The sequence below is a fragment of the Streptomyces sp. NPDC004667 genome, from assembly GCF_040609475.1.
In the GTDB taxonomy this organism is placed as follows: domain Bacteria; phylum Actinomycetota; class Actinomycetes; order Streptomycetales; family Streptomycetaceae; genus Streptomyces.
On the sequence record NZ_JBEXKC010000059.1, the window covers coordinates 1 to 18,901 of the forward strand.

An 18,901-nucleotide genomic window follows, 5' to 3' on the forward strand; every position below is an offset into this window, starting at 1 on the left:
GCGCATAGTCGGCCGGGGCACCGCCCGCGCCGGCCGCCCCCCCCCCCGGGCGCCGCCCCGGGCCCCCCGCCCCCCCCCGCCCCCCGCCGGGCTCCGCTCAGTCCTCCCGCGTGTAGTAGCGGTAGAAGGCGGCGAGTCCGACGCCCACGCCGACGAACAGGCCGACGGTGGTGGACCGGAGCACCGAGGAGTTGGTGAGGCTGTGCAGGTAGCCGACGGCCACGCCCGCGAAGACGCCGTAGGCGGTGGCGTGCAGCTCCCGCATCAGGCGCGGACCGAACTCGTGGAGGGCGAACATGACGGCGGCGAACAGCACGCCGCACAGGATCCCGAAGAAGACGTTGCCCACGGTCACCGCGGCCGTGTCGCGTTCGATCTGGGCCGCCCAGACCCCGTACACGAGGCCGAGCAGCAGCGCACGGATCAGGGCGTTCCTGCTGCTGTGGTCCACGTTCACCGATGTCGTGGGGCGCTGCCTCCCGTACATGGTGGGTGCCGCATGTGCCATGGCGGGGCTCCTCTCTTCCCTCATCCAGGGCACACCCGGCGTCCCGGCGCGGCAAGTGGATCACTCGTCCGGGTGGCCCCGGTTCCACCCCGCCGGACGCCCGGTCCCCACCCGGACGCAGCAACAGGGGTGGCGCCGCCCACCGCCGGGGGCATTCCCTGGTGACGTGCGCACCTACCTGTCGGCGGCCCTCGTCGTGCTCGTGGCCCTCCTCGTGCCCGCGAGCGCGGTCGCCTACTGGGCCGACCGGGAGCTGGGGAACGCCGACCGCTACACCGCCGCCATGGCCCCGCTCGCCGAGGACCCGGCCGTCCGGGGCGTGGTCGTCACCCAGGCCACCCGCGCCCTCTCCGGACAGATCGACGCGGGCCCCTTCCAGGGCGGGGTCGACGCCCTGATCGGCGAGGCCCTGCGCTCCTTCGCCGGGACCCCGGCCTACCGCACGGCCTGGGACGCCGCCAACCGCGCCGCGCACACCGCCTTCCTCGCCGCCCTCGACTCCGGCCGCGGGGACGCGGTCACCATCGACCTCGCGCCGGTGCTCGCCCAGGTCAGGGGAGAACTGATCGCCGACGGCGTGCCCTTCGCCGACCGCATCCCGGAAACCCACCTGACCGTGAAGGTCATGGAGTACGACAACCTCGGCGCGCTCCGGAAGGGGTTCCACGTGCTCCAGATCGCCGGTGTCTGGCTCCCCCTGCTGACCCTGTGCCTGGCCGTCGCCGCCGTCGCCGTCGCCGTCCACCGCCGGCGCGCCGTCCTGGCCACCGGTCTCGGGCTGGCCGCGGGGGCCGTACTGCTCTGGATCGCCGTGGTCCTGTGCCGCCGGCTCACCCTCGACGACCTGCCCGCCGACGTCGACCGGGCCGCCGCCGGAGCGGTGTACGACGCGCTCACCGCGTTCCTGCGGACCACCGCCTGGGTGGTCCTCGCCATCGGGCTGGCGGCGGCCCTGGCCGCCTGGCTGGCCGGACGGCTGCGCCACACCCCATAAGCTCGGTACGTACACACCCATACTCCGCAGAACTCCCCAGAAGAACCGATTCGCGAGTGGCGACACGGAAGCGGAATGACCACCGAACGACGCACCGAGCACATACCGTCCGGGCGGCTGCGGCCGAATCCGCTCGCACCCCCCGCCTGGCTGCTCGCCGGACTGCGGCCGAGCCGCGCTCCCGTCCCCTGGGCGGCGGCCGTCCGCGCCGGGATCGCGCTGGCCACCCCGCTCGCCGTCGGCTTCGCCCTGGACGAGCCCGAATACGGCGCCCTCGTCTCCATGGGCGCCCTCTCCGGAGTCATCGGCGACACCGCCGACGCGTACCGGATGCGGATCCTGAACATCGCCGTCCCGCAGTTCTTCGGAGCCGTCGGCGTCGCCGCCGGCACCCTCGTCTACGGCCACGGCTGGCTCGCCGTCGGCGTCCTCACGCTGATCGCCCTCGTCTCCGGGATGATCTCCTCGATCGGCACCGTCGCCTCCGTGTCCGGACTGCTGCTCCTGCTCAACGCGGTCGTCGGCGCCGGCCTGCCGATGCCCGAACCCTGGTGGACCGCCCCGCTGCTGCTCAGCGCCGGCGGCCTGTTCGTGCTCGCCCTGAGCCTGCTGGGCTGGCCACTGCGCGGCCGGCTGCCCGAACGGACCGCCGTCGCGTCCGCCTACCGGGCCCTCGCCGACAGCCTGGAGGCCGCGGGCGGACCCGCGTACGAGGAACACCGCCACCGGCTCACCCAGGCCCTCAACCACGCCTACGACCTCGTCCTGGGCCGCCGGGCCCGGGTCCACGGCCGCAGCCCCTCGCTGGTGCTCCTGCAAGCCCAGCTGAACGCCCTGATCCCGCTGGTCGAAGCCGCGCCCGCCGCCCACCTGCGCGGCCGGCCCCTGGCGCCCGCGATCCCGGCGGCCGTACGGGAGCTGGCGCGGGCCGTCGAGGAGGGCCGCCCCGGCGCCCCCGTACCGGACCTGCCCGCTCCGCGGAGCCCCTCGGAGCGGGCCCTCGACTCCGCGCTGACGTACGCCGCGACCACCGTGCGGTCCCCCGGACCGGACCCGGACGCCATCGACGACCGGCTCGGCCGGCCCGCCGCCCTGCGGACCAGGGCCCGGCGGGCGGTGCGCGACACGATGCTGTCCGGGGCCTCCTGGCGGTACGGGCTGCGCCTCGCCCTGTGCATCGGTCTCGCGCAGTCCCTCGTCTCCCTGATCGAGGTGGAGCGGTCCTACTGGGTCGCCCTGACCGTCACCTTCGTCCTCAAACCGGACTTCGGCTCCGTCTTCTCCCGCGCCGTGCTGCGCGCCCTGGGCACCGCCGGCGGGCTGGTCCTGTCGGCCGCCGTCCTCGCCGAGGTACCGCGCGGCTGGTGGGACGTACCGGTCATGGCGCTGCTGGCCATGCTGATCCCGGTGTTCTCCACCAAGGGGTACGCCTTCCAGACCGCGGCCATCACCCCGGTGATCCTGCTGCTCTCGGACCTCCTCAACCACCAGGGCTTCGACCTGATCCGGCCGCGCCTGATCGACAGCCTCATCGGCTGCGCCATCGCCCTCGTCGCCGGCTACCTCCTGTGGCCCGAGAGCTGGCACACCCGGATCGGCGACCGGCTCGCCGACGCCGTGGACGACGCGGCCGGCTACGTCGAGCGGGCCTTCGCCCCCTTCCCGGACGACGCCGCGCTCCGGGCCGCCCGGCTGACCCGGCAGAAGGCCCGCCGCCGTATCTACCGGGACCTCTCCGACGTGCGCAGCGAGTTCCAGCGGGCCCTGACCGAACCCCCGCCCACCGGCCCCCGGGCTGCCGCGTGGTGGCCGCTGGTGGTGGCGGTGGAGCGGATCGTGGACGCGACGACGGCGGCCCGGGTCCGGGTCAACCACGGAGCCCCGCCCCCCGGCGCCGAGGAGGTGGCGGCCCTGCGGGACGAGCTGCACGGCCTGGCGCGCGGGGTGCGCAGCAGCGCGACCCTGAAGGAGGTCCGCGTCCGGCCCCTCCCGCCGGAGGCCCGGGACTCCGTCCTCGCCCCGGTCCACCAGGAGGTCGCGGCGGCCCGCGCGATCGCCCAGCCGGACCGGTGACCTCCGGCGGCGGTCCTCCCGATCCCCCAGCCGGACCGGTGACCCCCGGCGGCGGCCCGACGCGCCTCCCGGACGCCCCGGTCCCCCGAACGGCGCACGGGCCGGGCCGGGCCGACCGCCGCGGGGGAGCATCGGAGCATGCACCGGGTCCCGGCCGTGATGGTCCTCGCCGCCGTCCTGGCGGGCACGGCGGGGTGCGCCGACGTGGAGGGGATCAAGAGCGAGGGCAACCTCGGCACCGTGCACGCCCCCAAGACCCTGTGGCAGGACATCCACCCCGACCCGCCCGCCAGGGGACAGCAGCCGGGCGAGGCGGCCACGGTGCCGGGACTCCCCAGGGCGCCGGCGCTGACGATGCGCGGGGTCGACGCGCCGGCCGTCGTACGCGCCGACATCACCTCCGCCACCGCCGAGGACGGCGGGACGGGCCGCCTCGTCGACCCGCGCGCGGTGCGGAGGCTCGCGCTCTGCACGGGGGCCGCGGACGGCGGGCCCGACTGCCCGGTGCGCCCCGGCGTCCTGCACGACCTGACGGGTGACGGCCGCGAGGAGCTGATCACGGCCCTGGACGTGGACGGCCGGACCAGCGAACTGCGCGTCTACACCGTCCGGGACGACGGCCGGATCGCCCGGATCCTGGCCCGGCGCGGGGTACTGGAGGGCGTCGAGGTGGCCGCCGGGCACCTGGCCGTCCGCGAGCCGACCTCGAACCCGCGCTACACCTCGGTCTCCGACTACGTCTGGGACGCCGGGACGCGCAGCATGAGCCTGTCGCAGCTCACCCTCGACGAGTGCGCGTCCCTCACGGACGTCCCGCTGCCCGGGGCCCGGTCGCGATGCGCGCGCTGAGCAGCCTGCGCTGGAAGATCGCCCTCACCACCACGACGGTGTGCTGCCTGGTCGCCGCCGCGCTGGGGATCCTCGTGCACAACGTGGTCGCCCGGCAGATCGTCGGCGAGGTCCGCAAGGAGGCGGCCCGGGACCTCGACCACGCCCTCGGCCACTACGAGTACGGGACGGCGCACGGCGACGTGAACGCCGCCCTGGACCCGCCCGGCCTGCCCGCCCCGCTGCGCGAACTCGTCGCGCGCGGCCGGACCGGCAGCATGGTCGGCACCCACGGGGGCGAACCCGTCATGTGGGCGGCCGGACCCGCCGACCGCGCGGCCCTCGCGGTCTGGATCCCGTACGGGAGCACGCGCGGGCGGCTGCGGCACATCGACACCGCGATCCTGGCCTCCGCGGCGCTCGCGGCCGGGGTCGTGGCACTGGCCGGCCTCTTCCTCGCCGACCGGATCAGCAGACGGCTCGCCACCACGGCCGCCGTGGCCCGCCGGATCAGCGCCGGGAACCTGGACGCCCGGGTGGACTTCCCGGCCTACGGGGGCCGGGCCACCGGCGCGGGCGCCGCCCCGGACACGGACCCGGACGCCGCCCCGGACGCGGACCCGGACGGACGCCCGCGGCCGCGCCGCTACCGCGACGAGGTACGCGACGTCGCACACGCCCTCGACACCATGGCGGCCTCGCTCCAGGAACGGCTGGAGGCGGAGAAACGGTTCACGGCGGACGTGGCGCACGAGCTGCGCACCCCGCTGACGGGATCGCTGGCGGCGGCCGCGCTGCTGCCCGAAGGCCGCCCGAAGGAGATGATCAACGACCGGCTGCGGGCCCTGCACCTGCTCACCGAGGACCTGTTGGAGATCTCCCGGCTCGATTCGGGCGTGGAGCGGGCCGACCTGTCCCGGGTGGAGCTGGGCCGGGCCGTGGAGCGGGCCGTCGCCGGGACCCGGCTGCCCGCCGAGGTCCGGGTGGTCCGCGACGCGGTGGTGCTCACCGACCGGCGGCGCCTGGACCGGATCCTGGCCAACCTGCTGGCCAACGCCCACAAGCACGGCCGGCCGCCGGTCGAGGTGACGGTGGAGGGGCCGGTCGTGGCGATCCGCGACCACGGTCCGGGCTACCCGGCCGAACTGATCGAGCAGGGCCCGAAGCGCTTCCGCACCGGTGACCCCGGGCGCGGCCGGGGCCACGGCCTGGGCCTGACCATCGTGGCGGGCCAGGCCGCGGTCCTGGAGATCGTCCTGGAGTTCGTCAACGCCCCGGACGGGGGCGCGCTGACGACCCTGCGCCTGCCGGTGGGGCGGCTGCCGGAGGCCGGCTGACCGCGGCGCGGTCGACCGGCCCCGTCCACCGGGCTGATCAGACGCCGATGTTCTTGCCGTCCTTGCGCCAGACCGACACGACCGCCGGGCGGACGATCTTGCCGGGGCCGTCGGGCCACACCGACTGCGGCTTCTCGACGGATGCGCCGTCGATCTCGCCCGGGTGCTGCACCGCGACCAGGACGCGCTTGTCCTGGACCAGCGGACCGCAGGTCTCGGCGCCCCGCGGCACGGTCAGGAACTGCTTCAGCTCACCGCGGCGCTCACCGGCGGTGGCGACGCCGAACAGACCGTCGTGCGAGCCGAGCTGGTTGCCGTCCGTGGAGATCCACAGGTTGCCGTGCGGGTCGAAGGTCACGTTGTCCGGGCAGGAGATCGGGCTGACCTTGTCCTTGGGGAAGCCCGCGAAGTAGGTCGACGCGTCGTTCGGGTCGCCGGCGACCAGGAACAGGCGCCAGGCGAAGCCGTCGCCCGCCGGGTCGTCGAAGTTCTCGGCGAGCTCCAGGATCTGGCCGTGCTTGTTCAGGTTGCGCGGGTTGGCCTCGTCCGCGCCGGCCTTGCCGGCCTTGCCCCGGTCGGTGTTGTTGGTCAGCACCACGTAGACGCGGCCGGTGCGCGGGCTCGGCTCGATGTCCTCGGGGCGGTCCATCTTGGTGGCGCCGACCTTGTCACCTGCCTGGCGGGTGAAGACGAACACCTCCTCGGCGGTCATGCCCTCGACGTGCGAGACGTTGCCGGAGGCGGAGGCGGTGGCCAGCTTGATCCAGACGCCCGAGCCGTCGAACTGGCCGTCGGCGGGGAGCTTGCCGGAGCCGTCGACCTCGGCGGCCGGGGAGTCGCCGGTCAGCTTGGCGACGTAGAGGGTGCCCTCGTCGAGCAGCGTGAGGTTGTGCTCCTTCGCCGCGCGGCTGTCGCCCCGCTTCATCTGCTTGCTCGACACGAACTTGTAGAAGTAGTCGAAGCGCTCGTCGTCGCCCATGTAGACGACGGGACGGCCGTCCTCGGTCAGCCGGGGCTGGGCGCCCTCGTGCTTGAAGCGGCCCAGCGCGGTGCGCTTGCGCGGGACGGAGTTCGGGTCGTACGGGTCGAGCTCGACGACCCAGCCGAAGCGGTGGGACTCGTTGGGCTCCTGGAGGCAGTCGAAGCGCTTGTCGAACCGCTCCCACTTGCGCTCGGTGGCGCCGGTGCTCACGCCGTACCGCTTGAGGCGGGCCGCCTCGGCCGGGTCGGTGACCTGGCCGGCGTTGGCGAAGTACTGGTTGAAGTTCTCCTCGCCGTGGAGGGTGGTGCCCCACGGGGTGGTGCCGCCCGAGCAGTTGTTCAGCGTGCCGAGGACCTTGGTGCCGGTCGGGTCGACGGAGGTCTTCAGCAGCGCGCTGCCCGCGGCCGGGCCGGTGAGGCGGAACTCGCTGGTGGCGGTGAGGCGGCGGTTGAGCTGGTGGCGGTTGACCGCGGTCAGCTTGCCGGAGCGGTGGTCCTCCTGGACGACGACGACGCCGAGGCCGTGCGCGGCCCACGCGACCTCGACCTGCTCGCGGGTCGGGTTGGCCGGGTCGTAGCCCTTGAACATGAGGTTCTCGTCCGTGTACTCGTGGTTGGCCACGAGCAGCTGCTGGCGCTCGTAGCCGCCGCCGAGCGGGAGCAGGCTCAGGAAGTCGTTGTTGTAACCGAATTGACCGGCCTGGGCTGCTGCGGTCTGCTTGTCCGGATTGAACCCCGGGGCGCCCTTGACGATCGGGTCGCCCCAGCGGATGACCACGTTCTGGTCGTGACCCTCGGGGACGGTCACCCGGTCGTCGGTGTTCGGTGCGACGGCCTTGAAGCGCAGGCCGCGGGCGGCCTCGCCGGAACCGGCCTTGGGGTCGGCGGAGGGAGCCGCCTCGGCGGACTGGCCGCCGCCCGCACCGAGGGTGACGGCGGTGCCGGCGGCGGTGGCGACGGTCACGACCGCCGCGGAGCGCAGCATCGAGCGGCGGGAGTAGGCACGGGCGATGACGTCGCCGACGTACTCGTTGTCACTGGTGTTGGGCACCTCGTGGAAGCAGGCGTCGCCACAGCGGTAGCGGCAGGTGAGAGCGGAACGGCCGCTGCCGTGCGGGTTGCCGATGAGCGGCAGGAGCTTGCGCACGAGGTGTCCTCCGGTGGGTGCACGACGCCGACGACATGTCGGGGCGAATCAGCGGCGACGCTAGGCGCGGGTTGCGCCGATGCGGCGGCGCGGGAGTGAACGCTGAATGAACCCGGCACGGCGGAGGGGCAGTTCGGGCGGAGGCCGCTGTTCCCTGGTTGGCTGGGCGCCACGAAAGGCGCCCCTGCCGAAGTTCCAGCCAAGGGGCCGATAACCTTACGTGTCCACTCTGGGCAGGGATCAACCGCGCAGCACGGACAAATGACGCACGCACTCATGCGAAAGGCCTGGCCCATGGGTATTCGGAGCTTGTTGCGCAAGGTGTTCGGACGGTCGGCCGAGCCGGTTCCGGAGACGTCGGATTCCACTGCTTCGGCGGCGGTCCCCAGCCAGGCGGAACGCAATCCCCTGGACGCGGCCGCCGATCTGGTGGCGGCCTCCTTCGACAACCCCACCGTCCCGCCGCAGTCCGCACCGCGCGACCGCGAGCCGGCCACGTTGCTGACCGCCCCGGCGCACACGACGGACCCCACGGTCCCGGAGGCCCGGCGCCCTTCGCCTCCGGCGCTTCCCGAAACCCCCTCCCCGGCGAAGCCGACCCCGGCCGGTCCGGACACCCCCGCACCGGAGCCCGCCGCCGAAGCCGAGCCTTCCGCCGCCGAGGCGGAGCCGGAGGCCGTCCCGGCCGCGCAGGCGGACCCCGAGGCCGTCACCACCGAAGCCCCCGCACCGGAGGCCGAAGCCGCCACCACCGAGCCCGAGGCCACCGCCGCCGAGCCCGAGGCCGTCCCGGCCGCGCAGGCCGAGCCCGAGGCCGTCACCACCGAAGCCCCCGCACCGGAGGCCGACGCGGAGCCCGCCGCCGAGGCGGAGCCGCAGGCCACCGCAGCGCCGGCCCAGCCGGAGACCGAGGCGCCCGCAACGGCCGAAGCCGAGCCTTCCGCCGCCCAGGCGGAGCCCGAGGCCCCGGCCGAAGCAGCCGAGCCGGAAGCCGTCACGGAGCCCGAGGCCACCCCGGCCGAGCCCGAAGCCGCCACCACCGAAGCCCCCGCACCGGAGGCCGACGCCGAGCCCGCCGCCGCCCAGGCTGAGCCGGAGGCCACCCCGGCGGAGCCGGAAGCCGAGGCCACCGAAGCCGAGGCCGTGACGGCCGAAACCGAGGCCACCACGGAGACGCTGCCCGAGGCCCCGGCCGAAGCGGCCGAAGACGAAGCCTCCGCACCGCAGGCCGATGCGGAGCCCGAGGCCGCTCCGGCGGAGCCGGAAGCCATCGCCGCCCCGGCGCAGCCGGAGACCGAGGCCACCGACGCCAAGGCCGTGACGGCCGAAGCCGAAGCCACCACGGAGACGCTGCCCGAGGCCCCCGCGCCGCAGGCCGACGCGGAGCCCGAGGCCGCTCCGGCGCAGCCGGAAGCCGTCGCCACCGCCGAGCCGGAGACCACCCCGGCGCAGCCGGAAACCGTCGCCGCCCCGGCGCAGCCGGAGACCGAGGCCACCGACGCCAAGGCCGTGACGGCCGAAGCCGAAGCCACCACGGACACGCTGCCCGAGGCCACCGGCACCGTCGAGCCGGAGGCCGAAGCGGCCGAGCCGGAGGCCGAAGCCGCCGCCGAGGCCCCCGCGCCGCAGGCAGAGGCCGAGGCCGATGAGCCGGAGCCGGAGCCTGAGGCGGAGCCTCAGGGGCCCGCCATCGCCGCGGCAGCGGTACGGCGGCGGGCGCCCGAGGTGGCGGCCGCGTACAAGGCCGCCGGCCAGGTGCTGCGCACCAAGGGCAAGGCCGGGGCCCGCGCCAGGGTGTACCTGGTCCTCGACCGCTCCGGTTCCATGCGCGGCTTCTACAAGGACGGCAGCGCCCAGTACCTCGCCGACCACACCCTGGCCCTGGCCGCGCACCTCGACGAGGAGGCCACCGTCCACACGGTGTTCTTCTCCACCGAGCTCGACGGCACCGCCGAGCTGACCCTCGACGCCCACGACACCGCCTGGGTCGAGGCCCGCCACGCCGAACTCGGCCGGATGGGCCGCACCAGCTACCACGTGGCCGTGGAAGCCGTCCTGGAGCACTACCGCAAGGACGGCGGCACCGGCCCCGCCCTGGTCGTCTTCCAGACGGACGGCGCGCCCGACAGCCGTCAGCCCGCCCGCCAGGCGATCGTCGACGCCGCCGCCACCGCCCCCGAGGTCCACTGGCAGTTCGTCGCGTTCGGCGACCACGACAACAAGGCCTTCGACTTCCTGCGCAAGCTGGACGCCGACAACGCCGGCTTCTTCCACGCCGGCCCGGCCCCCGCCGAGCTCGCCCCGGCCGCCCTCCTCAAGGGCCTGCTCGACCGGTTCTGAACGCCCCCGGACGACGACGACGAAAGGCGGCGCCCCCCTCCCGGTCCGGGAGGGGGGCGCCGCCTTCGTACGAGCGGGCCCCAGGGCCCGCGAGGCATCAGCCGCGCGGCGAACCGGCGTCCGGGGCGACCGCGTCGGAGACGGGCCGCTCCGAGGCCGCGGCCTTGGTCTCGACCGGCTTGCGCAGCGCGATGTTCAGCTCGCGCAGGCGGGCCTCCTCCAGCACCGTCGGCGCGCCCATCATCAGGTCCTGGGCGTTGCCGTTCAGCGGGAAGGCGATGGTCTCGCGGATGTTCGGCTCGTCGGCCAGCAGCATCACGATGCGGTCCACGCCCGGGGCGATGCCACCGTGCGGCGGGGCGCCGAGGCGGAACGCGCGCAGCATGCCGGCGAACTCGCGCTCGACGGTCTCGGCCTCGTAACCGGCGATCTCGAAGGCCTTCAGCATGACCTCGGGCTCGTGGTTGCGGATGGCGCCCGAGGACAGCTCGATGCCGTTGCAGACGATGTCGTACTGCCAGGCCAGGATGTCGAGCGGGTCCTTCTCCTCCAGGTCCTTCATGCCGCCCTGCGGCATGGAGAACGGGTTGTGGGAGAAGTCGATCTTGCCGGTCTCCTCGTCCTTCTCGTACATCGGGAAGTCGACGATCCAGCAGAAGCGGAAGACGTTCTCCTCGAACTGGCCCGCGCGCTTGGCCGCCTCGACGCGCACGCCCGACATGATCTTGGAGACCTCGTCGAACTCGCCCGCACCGAAGAACACCGCGTGCCCGGCCGCCAGGCCCAGACGCTCGGTGAGGACCTTGACGTTCTCCTCGGTGAGGAACTTGGCGATCGGGCCGGTCAGCGCGCCGTCCTCGCCCACGCGGACCCAGGCCAGGCCCTTGGCGCCCAGCGAGATCGCGTACTCGCCGAGGCCGTCGAAGAACTTGCGCGGCTGCGCGGCGGTGTCCGGGACGGCGAGCGCGCGCACGTGCTTGCCGGCGAACGCCTTGAACTCCGAGCCCTCGAACACGTCGGTGATGTCGACGAGCTCCAGCTTGGCGCGCAGGTCGGGCTTGTCGTTGCCGTACTTCAGCATCGACTCGCGGAACGGGATCCGCGGGAACGGCGACGTGACCTCGCGGCCCTTGCCGAACTCCGTGAAGATCTCCGTCATCAGGCGCTCGATCGGCTGGAAGACGTCCTCCTGCTCGACGAACGACATCTCGACGTCGAGCTGGTAGAACTCGCCCGGCGAGCGGTCGGCGCGGGCGTCCTCGTCGCGGAAGCAGGGCGCGATCTGGAAGTACCGGTCGAAGCCGGAGATCATCAGCAGCTGCTTGAACTGCTGCGGCGCCTGCGGCAGCGCGTAGAACTTGCCCGGGTTCAGACGGGACGGGACGACGAAGTCACGGGCGCCCTCGGGGGAGGTCGCGGTGAGGATCGGGGTCGCCATCTCGTTGAAGCCGAGGGCCACCATCTTCGAGCGGATCGACGCGATGACGGCCGAGCGCAGCATGATGTTGCGGTGCATGCGCTCGCGGCGCAGGTCGAGGAAGCGGTACTCCAGACGCCGCTCCTCGTTCACCCCGTCGTCGGTGTTGATCGTGAAGGGCAGCGGGGCGGCGGCGCCGAGCACCTCGACCTCGACGGCCTCGATCTCGATCTCGCCGGTCGGCAGCTCGGGGTTGACGTTGTCGGCGCCACGGGAGACGACCTTGCCGTCGACCCGCACGACCGTCTCCTTGGACAGCTTGTCCAGGACGGCGGCGGCCGCGGTGCCGGGGCGGGCGACGAGCTGCGTGATGCCGTAGTGGTCACGCAGATCGATGAAGAGGATGCCGCCCAGGTCTCGACGATTGTGCAGCCAGCCGCTCAGCCGGACGTCGGAGGCGACGTCGGAGGCACGGAGCTCGCCGCACGTGTGGGACCTGTACCGATGCATCAGTCATCCAGTTCTACGCGATACCAGGGTGGATTCAACCGTCCCAAGGTTACCGTCCGGGCGGGCCGCCCGACGGGCACGCCCGTGCCGGGGCCCGCACCGCATCCGTGCCGGGGCCCGTACCGCGTCCGTGCCGGCACCCGCACCGCGCCCCTGCCGCGCCCGTACAGGGGGATGAACAGGCAGCCCGGCCGGATGACCTGTAAAGATGGCCGGGTGCGCACCGAGGACGTCCTGGCAGCCATCGCGACCGGTCTGTGGCGATGGGACAACGCCTCCGGGACGGTCACCCTCGACGGCGAGGCCGCCCGGCTGCTCGGCCTGCCCGCGGATCCCGTCGTCCTGCCGGAGGCCGCCGCCCGCTCCCGCTTCCACCCGGTGGACTGGAACGAGATCAACGGCATCGTGAACCTCGCCGTCGCCGAGGGCACCCTCGCCGAGGCCCGGCTGCGGGTCATGGACGAGGACGGGCGCGTGCTGCGCACCGTGCGCAGCCGCTCGAAGCCCCTGCTGAACGTGACGGCCGAGGGCCGCGTCGACTACGAGCTGATCGGCACCATCCAGGAGATCGCCGAACCGCAGCCGGGCACCACCGCGGCGCACACCCCGATCACCGGCGACTGGCGGCGCTCCCGCGAGGCCTTCCTGCTGGACGCGGGCCGGGCGCTGGCCGAGGCCCGCTCCACGGCGGAGGTGCTGCGGGTCGCGGCCTCGCTGTCCATGCCGGGCTTCAACCCGGACGGGCTGGCCGTCTTCGGAGTGGCGGGCGACCGGCTGTCGATCATCGGGCACCACGGGCACGGCGCCGGGGAGGAGAGCCCCTTCACCGACATGCCGCTGGACACCGACTACCCGGCCGCCGAGGTCGTCCGGGGCGGCCGGGCGATCTACCTGCCCAGCCCGGAGGACTACCTGCGGCGCTTCCCGGTCACCTGGCCGCTCGCCCAGCGCTTCGGACGCGAATCCTGGGCCTTCCTGCCTCTGATCGTGGCCGGGCGCACCATGGGGGCCTGGATGGCCGCCTTCAAGCACCCGGTGACCTTCTCGCCCGACGAGCGCTCCGTGCTGACGACGGTGGCCCGGATGCTGGCCCAGGCCCTCCAGCGGGCCGGGGTGGCCGAGTCCGAGCGGGAACTCACCACCGGACTCCAGCGGTCGATGATGCCGCAGCTGGGCCCCGAGATCCCCGGCATGACCCTCGCGGCCCGCTACGTCCCCACCGGCGGCGGCCTCCAGGTCGGCGGCGACTGGTACGACGTGATCCCGCTGCCCTCGGGCCGGTTCGCGCTGGTCATCGGCGACGTCCAGGGCCACGACGTACGGGCGGCCGGCCTGATGGGCCAGCTGCGCATCGCCGTGCGCGCCTACGCCTCCGAGGGCCACCGCCCCGACGCGGTCCTCTCGCGGGCCTCCCGCTTCCTGTCCGGGCTCTGCTCCTCCCAGGAGTCGGACCCGGCCGAGGGCCCCGACTACCAGAGCCCGCGCTTCGCGACCTGCCTCTACGTCGAGTGCGACCCGGAGACGGGCCTCCTGGAGGTGGCCCGCGCCGGGCACCCCGACCCGGCGATCCGGATGGCGGACGGCACCGTCCTGATGCGGCCCACCGCGGGCGGCCTGCCGCTCGGCATCATCCCCGACACCGACTACCCCACGACCCGGTTCACCCTGGAACCCGGCGAGACGATGATGCTCTGCACCGACGGGCTCATCGAGACCGGCGGGCACGACCTGGACACCGGCTGGGCCCGGCTGCGGGCCATCCTCGAATCCGGGACCCACGACACGGAGAGCCTGGAGCCCCGGCACCTCGAACGACTGGCCGACCTGCTGGTGCAGGCCGTCCACGGGCCCTCCTCGCACCACACCACCGGGCCGCTGGCCGACCGCCGCGAGGACGACATAGCAGTGGTGCTGCTCTGCCGCGAGAGCGCGGACTGCGGCTGCGGAACCCCGCTGACGCACCCGGCGCGCCCCGCCCGGCGCACGGTGCTGACCGTGGCGCAGGCGGAGCCGGAGCGGATCGCCGGGGCCCGCCGCCAGGTCCGGGAACTGCTGCACGACTGGGCGGACCCCGAGCAGGTCGACGCGGCCGAGCTGATGGTCTCCGAGATGGTGACCAACGTACTGGTCCACACCGACGGCGACGCGCTGCTGGTCGCGGAGGCGGTGGGCGAGCTGGGCGCGCGCCGGCTGCGCGTGGAGGTGGCGGACGCCAGCGACGAGCTGCCGCACATGCGCCACCCCGGCGAGATGGCGTCGAGCGGGCGCGGCGTACTGCTGATGGAGATGCTCGCCGACACCTGGGGCGTCGACCCGCGCGGCGCGGGCAAGTCGATCTGGTTCGAACTGCGCGAACGCTCCAAACCGAACGAGGAACAGGACCAGGACCGGCTGGACCGGTAGACCGGTAGACCGGTAGACCGCTAGTTCACCCTGAAGGCCGAAAGGCGGACGCGGCGATGGCGACACCCCTGCTCCCCGCCCCGGTGCGGCGGCTCGCCGCCTGGTGCGCCGTCGTCCTGCTCGCCGCCGGCGTCCTCGCCGTCGCCGTCTGGCTGTGCGTCGTCCTCAAGACCGTCGTCACGCCCGTGCTGCTCGCCGTGCTCGGTACCGCCCTGCTCGGGCCCCTGCACCGGCGGCTGATCCGGATGGGGGTGCAGCGCTCGCTCGCCGCGGCCCTCACCTGCCTCGCCGTCCTCGCGGTCGTCGGCGGGGCCGTGTACGTCGTCGTCCTCGCGCTCGTCGAGACCGGCGACCAGATCGTCGACGCCCTCCGGCGGGCCGGCCAGGCCCTCGCCGAGCACTTCGGGGCGGTCGGCACCTCGGTGGAGGACCTCGCCAAGAACTCCCAGGGTCTGCTCGCGAAGTTCGGCGGGACCGCCGCCTCCGAGCTGCTCGCCGGGCTCAGCGTGGTCGGCACGACGATCGCGATGGCCGTCCTGGCCCTCGTGCTGATCTTCTTCTTCCTGCGCGACTCCGACCGGGCCGCCGACACCCTGCGCTCCCTGGTCCCGAGCCGGTCGGGCGACCTGATGGAGGCGATGGGGCGGCGCGCCTTCGAGGCCGTCGAGGGCTTCATGCGCGGCACCACCCTGGTGGCCCTCGTCGACGCCGTGCTGATCGGCGCGGGACTGCTGGTGTTCGGGGTGCCGGGTGCGGTGGGACTGGCGGCGCTGGTGTTCGTCACCGCCTACGTCCCCTACCTCGGCGCCTTCCTCTCCGGCGCCGTGGCGGTCCTCGTGGCCCTCGCCGACCGGGGCTGGGTCATCGCCCTGTGGGTCCTGGGCGTCGTCCTGGCGGTCCAGATGATCGAGGGGTACGTACTCCAGCCCCTGGTCCAGAGCCGGACGGTACAGATGCACCCCGCGCTGGTGATGCTGGCGATCACGGCCGGGGCCAGCGTCGCCGGCATCCTCGGCATGCTGCTGGCCGTCCCCCTGACGGCGGCCGCCTTCGGCATCGTCTCGGAACTGCGCGACCGCTTCCCGGAGCGGACCCCAGAGCCCCCGCTCCCCTGAGGGGCGCCCGGGTCGGGCGCCCCTGGGTGAAGGGACAGCGTCCTGCTACAGGCCGCCCTCGGTCATCCCGTGCACGGCCGGGATCGTTCCCAGCCGTCCCTTCTGGAAGTCCTCGAACGCCTGCTGGAGCTCTTCCCGGGTGTTCATGACGAACGGGCCGTAGTGGGCCATCGGCTCACGGATCGGCTGCCCGCCGAGCAGGACGACCTCCATGTCCGGCGTGTGCGCGTCCTGCTTCTCGTCCGCGCGGACGGTCAGCGAACCGCCGGCGCCGAAGACCGCCGTCTGTCCCAGGTGGATCGGACGGCGCTCGGCACCCACCGAGCCCTTGCCCGCCAGCACGTACGCCAGCCCGTTGAAGTCCTCGCGCCACGGCAGGGTCACCTCCGCGCCCGGAGCCAGCGTCGCGTGGATCATCGTGATCGGGGTGTGGGTGATACCCGGACCCGCGTGCCCGTCCAGCTCACCGGCGATCACGCGGAGCAGCGCACCGCCGTCGGGCGTGGTCAGCAGCTGGACGTTGCCACCGCGGATGTCCTGGTAGCGCGGCGCCATCATCTTGTCCTTCGCCGGCAGGTTCACCCACAGCTGGAGGCCGTGGAAAAGGCCACCGGACATGACGAGGTGCTCCGGCGGGGCCTCGATGTGGAGGAGGCCCGAGCCCGCGGTCATCCACTGGGTGTCGCCGTTGGTGATGGTGCCACCACCGCCGTTGGAGTCCTGGTGGTCGAAGATCCCGTCGATGATGTACGTGACGGTCTCGAAGCCGCGGTGGGGGTGCCAGGGGGTGCCCTTCGGCTCCCCAGGCTGATACTCCACCTCGCCCATCTGGTCCATCATGATGAACGGGTCGAGGTGGCGGTAGTCGATCCCGGCGAACGCGCGGCGCACCGGGAAGCCCTCGCCCTCGAAGCCGCCCGGGGCCGTGGACACGGCCAGTACCTTGCGGGCCGCCGCGGTCTGCGGCACAGCCACGCGCGGAAGGGTCAACGGGTTCTCAACAGTCACTGCGGGCATGGTCAGGACCTCCTTCTGCTTCGACTTTAGTTGAAAGTCGAACTTTCTGCCACACCGCACAGAACAGCGCACCCGCCCGGGTCATTCCCGGACGGGTGCGCTGGGGGGCGACAGGGCCCTGAGCAGGGAAATCCCGCCAAATGTCGTACGCATGACAACCGAAGGGACTGCCGCGGGGTCTTCCCGGACATGGAGACCCACCCGACGACCGAGCCCGATCCCGAACCCGCCTCCGAGGCGGAGACCGATCGCCGCCGACGCGTGCCCGCGCCCCTGGCCGCCCTCGGCCGGGCCGCCGGCATCGCCGCCCTGGTCACGGCCATCGGCTACGCCATGTACCGCTGGGCCTCGACCGGCATGCCGCTGTCACCGCTGCCTGGGTCCCCGTGGCCCTACCTCACCGCCTGGGCGGTCCTGACGTTCCTGGCTGGCCTGCTGCTCCAGTGGGCCACCGCGAAGGTCGAATACGACGGCCGCTGGCAGCTCCTCGTCCTGCCGGCCTACGCCGGGATCCGCCTGTCCCTGGCCCACCACCCGGACCCGGCCCTCATCTACGCGTACGGGGCGGCGACCCTGGCGGCGGGCACGGCGGTCACCGCCCTGTGGCGGCGCAGACTGCGGCGGAGCGGCTCTTAGCCGTACATCCGGCGCATGGCGAAGTCGACCATCTGCTCGACGGCCTTCGCGTCGAAGACCATCCGGTGGTCGCCCTCCATGTCGAGGACGAAGCCGTAGCCGGTGGGGAGCAGGTCGATCACCTCGGCGCCGGTGATCACGAAGTACTTGGACTCCTTGCCGGCGTACCGGCGGAGCTCCTTGAGCGTGGTGAACATCGGGATGACGGGCTGCTGCGTGTTGTGCAGCGCCAGGAACCCCGGGGTGTCTCCGCGCGGGCAGTAGACCTTCGAGGTGGCGAAGATCTGCTGGAAGTCCTCGGCGGACAGCGACCCGGTGGTGAAGGCCCGTACGGCGTCCGCGAGCGAGGGCGGGGACGGCTCGGGGTACAGCGGCGGCGCCTGCTGCGCGTACCCCTGCGGGGGCTGCTGCGCGTAGCCCTGCTGGGCACCCGGGTTCTGGTCGTAGCCGTACATGGACCGAAGCCTATCGAGGCCGCGGGCCGTCCGGGGCGGTACCGCCCTTCAGGGCCTCGACGAAGGGGGCCCAGGCCGCCGCCGACAGCACGATGACGGGCCCGCCCTTCCTTTTGGAGTCCCGCATGGGGACGAGTCCGGCGAGGCCGTCGGCCACCTCGACGCAGAGCCCCTCAGGGGCCGTGCTGTGACTGCTCCTCCGCCAGGCGACGGCGCTCAGCTCGGCGTGCGTGATTGCCATTTGCGTAGTCCTCCGCTGCTGCCTCGATCATTTTCAGGGACACCTCGGGTGGCAGGGCGACCGCCCGGAGGCGGTTGTACGCCTGCTGGTACTGCATCACGATGCCCGGATCGTCGATGATCTGGCCGCTGTACATGCCCTCGGTATACATGACCGGTGGGGCATCACTAAAGCTCATGAGGAAAGTCGATCCCATCATGAAGGGATGCGCTCCGGCACTCCACGGAAGGATCTGTGGAATGAAACGGCGGCGACGGGCAACAGCCGCCACATGGGCCAACTGCTCGGCCATGAGCTGGTCTTCGACAATGGGCTGCCGAAGGATCGACTCGTGAAGGACGACCCAAGACGCAGGCCCTTCGGGCTCTTCGAAGACCCAGGCGCGGGCACGCCGCCCGGCGACCCTCTGCTCGACCACCTCGTCGTCATCCCGCGGGCTGAAGGCGTGGACGATCTCCCGAATGTAAGGCTCCAGTTGCAATGGGCCCGGAATGAGCATGGGACTCCACTCCTCGATATCCCGGGCGTTCGCCTCCATTTCCACGGCATCGGCGAAGTACGGCGCATACAAACTGGTCCGAGCCTTACGAACGTCCTCGCAGCAACGCGCAAAGAAGCCGTCCGTCCGCAGCACCTGATCCACATGCCGGGCCAGGTCCAGCGGCATCCGCCGCTGACCCCGCTCGATCTCGCTCAGGTAGCTGACCCCGTAGAAGCTGCCCTCCACCGTCTGCTTGAGCGTTAGCCCAGCAGACTCCCGTTTCCAGCGAAGCTCCTTGCCGTAGAAGGCCGGAACGCTCGCCGAACCGTCGATCTCCTTACGTGGGGCCACAATCGCCTGCTTTCCACACTTCGCACCGTGGAGCCGAAACCCTTCCCACGGTACGCGGCGCCGCGCC

At 73.0% G+C, this 18,901-nt stretch carries 15 protein-coding genes; 8 read left to right on the top strand and 7 right to left on the bottom strand.

Annotation, left to right across the window (positions count from 1 at the left end; translation table 11 throughout):
* Window positions 1-97: 97 nt before the first annotated feature.
* Window positions 98-508, bottom strand: coding sequence for a hypothetical protein (locus tag ABZW32_RS27520; protein ID WP_356220642.1), 411 nt, complete (start codon window positions 506-508; stop codon window positions 98-100).
* 166 nt (window positions 509-674) lie between these two features.
* On the opposite strand from ABZW32_RS27520, the gene ABZW32_RS27525 reads away from it, so the two are divergent.
* The 4 genes from ABZW32_RS27525 (at window position 675) to ABZW32_RS27540 (ending at window position 5,740) form a co-directional block, all read left to right on the top strand.
* Window positions 675-1,502 carry a hypothetical protein gene (locus tag ABZW32_RS27525; RefSeq protein WP_356220645.1) on the top strand — a complete coding sequence of 276 codons (828 nt, stop codon included), beginning with the start codon at window positions 675-677 and terminating at the stop codon, window positions 1,500-1,502.
* A gap of 75 nt (window positions 1,503-1,577) precedes the next feature.
* On the top strand, window positions 1,578-3,575 hold the full coding sequence (locus ABZW32_RS27530) for an FUSC family protein (protein WP_356220648.1): 1,998 nt from the start codon (window positions 1,578-1,580) through the stop codon (window positions 3,573-3,575).
* A 138-nt stretch (window positions 3,576-3,713) separates the two neighbouring features.
* Window positions 3,714-4,424: a hypothetical protein gene (locus ABZW32_RS27535; protein ID WP_356220650.1), complete on the top strand. Its 711-nt coding sequence runs from the start codon at window positions 3,714-3,716 to the stop codon at window positions 4,422-4,424.
* Window positions 4,412-5,740: an ATP-binding protein gene (locus tag ABZW32_RS27540; RefSeq protein WP_356220653.1), complete on the top strand. Its 1,329-nt coding sequence runs from the start codon at window positions 4,412-4,414 to the stop codon at window positions 5,738-5,740. The genes ABZW32_RS27535 and ABZW32_RS27540 overlap by 13 nt, the downstream gene beginning before the upstream one ends.
* Before the next feature lie 37 nt (window positions 5,741-5,777).
* Here ABZW32_RS27540 and ABZW32_RS27545 read toward each other — a convergent pair whose 3' ends face one another.
* A complete protein-coding gene (locus ABZW32_RS27545; RefSeq protein WP_356220655.1) occupies window positions 5,778-7,868 on the bottom strand; it encodes a PhoX family phosphatase in 2,091 nt (696 codons plus the stop codon).
* 294 nt (window positions 7,869-8,162) lie between these two features.
* Here ABZW32_RS27545 and ABZW32_RS27550 point away from each other — a divergent pair, with 294 nt between their 5' ends.
* Window positions 8,163-10,208: a VWA domain-containing protein gene (locus ABZW32_RS27550; RefSeq protein ID WP_356220658.1), complete on the top strand. Its 2,046-nt coding sequence runs from the start codon at window positions 8,163-8,165 to the stop codon at window positions 10,206-10,208.
* A 97-nt stretch (window positions 10,209-10,305) separates the two neighbouring features.
* On the opposite strand, the gene aspS is transcribed toward ABZW32_RS27550, so the two are convergent.
* Entirely contained in the window at window positions 10,306-12,135 is a 1,830-nt protein-coding gene (gene aspS, locus ABZW32_RS27555) for an aspartate--tRNA ligase (RefSeq protein ID WP_266840161.1), read from the bottom strand.
* A 216-nt stretch (window positions 12,136-12,351) separates the two neighbouring features.
* On the opposite strand from aspS, the gene ABZW32_RS27560 reads away from it, so the two are divergent.
* Complete coding sequence (locus ABZW32_RS27560; protein ID WP_356220661.1) at window positions 12,352-14,538, top strand: SpoIIE family protein phosphatase; 2,187 nt, start codon at window positions 12,352-12,354, stop codon at window positions 14,536-14,538.
* 56 nt (window positions 14,539-14,594) lie between these two features.
* Window positions 14,595-15,653, top strand: a complete 1,059-nt coding sequence (locus ABZW32_RS27565) for an AI-2E family transporter (protein WP_356220663.1) — start codon at window positions 14,595-14,597, stop codon at window positions 15,651-15,653.
* 45 nt (window positions 15,654-15,698) lie between these two features.
* Here the strand turns inward: ABZW32_RS27565 and ABZW32_RS27570 are convergent, their stop codons facing one another.
* Window positions 15,699-16,670 carry a pirin family protein gene (locus ABZW32_RS27570; RefSeq protein ID WP_356220665.1) on the bottom strand — a complete coding sequence of 324 codons (972 nt, stop codon included), beginning with the start codon at window positions 16,668-16,670 and terminating at the stop codon, window positions 15,699-15,701.
* Between the two features lie 189 nt (window positions 16,671-16,859).
* Between ABZW32_RS27570 and ABZW32_RS27575 the strand changes: the two genes are divergently transcribed.
* Complete coding sequence (locus ABZW32_RS27575) at window positions 16,860-17,306, top strand: hypothetical protein (protein ID WP_356220668.1); 447 nt, start codon at window positions 16,860-16,862, stop codon at window positions 17,304-17,306.
* On the opposite strand, the gene ABZW32_RS27580 is transcribed toward ABZW32_RS27575, so the two are convergent.
* The 3 genes from ABZW32_RS27580 to ABZW32_RS27590 are packed head-to-tail and all read right to left on the bottom strand — an operon-like array spanning window position 17,303 to window position 18,834.
* A complete protein-coding gene (locus ABZW32_RS27580) occupies window positions 17,303-17,761 on the bottom strand; it encodes an SseB family protein (protein WP_266840166.1) in 459 nt (152 codons plus the stop codon). The genes ABZW32_RS27575 and ABZW32_RS27580 overlap by 4 nt on opposite strands.
* A gap of 10 nt (window positions 17,762-17,771) precedes the next feature.
* Complete coding sequence (locus tag ABZW32_RS27585; protein ID WP_356220670.1) at window positions 17,772-18,002, bottom strand: DUF397 domain-containing protein; 231 nt, start codon at window positions 18,000-18,002, stop codon at window positions 17,772-17,774.
* Window positions 17,935-18,834, bottom strand: coding sequence for a helix-turn-helix transcriptional regulator (locus ABZW32_RS27590; protein ID WP_356220673.1), 900 nt, complete (start codon window positions 18,832-18,834; stop codon window positions 17,935-17,937). The genes ABZW32_RS27585 and ABZW32_RS27590 overlap by 68 nt, the downstream gene beginning before the upstream one ends.
* Window positions 18,835-18,901: the final 67 nt, after the last annotated feature.

Bases quoted from the DNA above. Each gene is read 5' to 3' on its own strand.
- ABZW32_RS27520 (WP_356220642.1), bottom strand. From the start codon at position 508: ATGGCACATGCGGCACCCACCATGTACGGGAGGCAGCGCCCCACGACA.
- ABZW32_RS27530 (WP_356220648.1), top strand. From the start codon at position 1,578: ATGACCACCGAACGACGCACCGAGCACATACCGTCCGGGCGGCTGCGG.
- ABZW32_RS27535 (WP_356220650.1), top strand. From the start codon at position 3,714: ATGCACCGGGTCCCGGCCGTGATGGTCCTCGCCGCCGTCCTGGCGGGC.
- ABZW32_RS27540 (WP_356220653.1), top strand. From the start codon at position 4,412: ATGCGCGCGCTGAGCAGCCTGCGCTGGAAGATCGCCCTCACCACCACG.
- ABZW32_RS27550 (WP_356220658.1), top strand. From the start codon at position 8,163: ATGGGTATTCGGAGCTTGTTGCGCAAGGTGTTCGGACGGTCGGCCGAG.
- aspS (WP_266840161.1), bottom strand. From the start codon at position 12,135: ATGCATCGGTACAGGTCCCACACGTGCGGCGAGCTCCGTGCCTCCGAC.
- ABZW32_RS27565 (WP_356220663.1), top strand. From the start codon at position 14,595: ATGGCGACACCCCTGCTCCCCGCCCCGGTGCGGCGGCTCGCCGCCTGG.
- ABZW32_RS27570 (WP_356220665.1), bottom strand. From the start codon at position 16,670: ATGCCCGCAGTGACTGTTGAGAACCCGTTGACCCTTCCGCGCGTGGCT.
- ABZW32_RS27575 (WP_356220668.1), top strand. From the start codon at position 16,860: ATGGAGACCCACCCGACGACCGAGCCCGATCCCGAACCCGCCTCCGAG.
- ABZW32_RS27580 (WP_266840166.1), bottom strand. From the start codon at position 17,761: ATGTACGGCTACGACCAGAACCCGGGTGCCCAGCAGGGCTACGCGCAG.
- ABZW32_RS27585 (WP_356220670.1), bottom strand. From the start codon at position 18,002: ATGGCAATCACGCACGCCGAGCTGAGCGCCGTCGCCTGGCGGAGGAGC.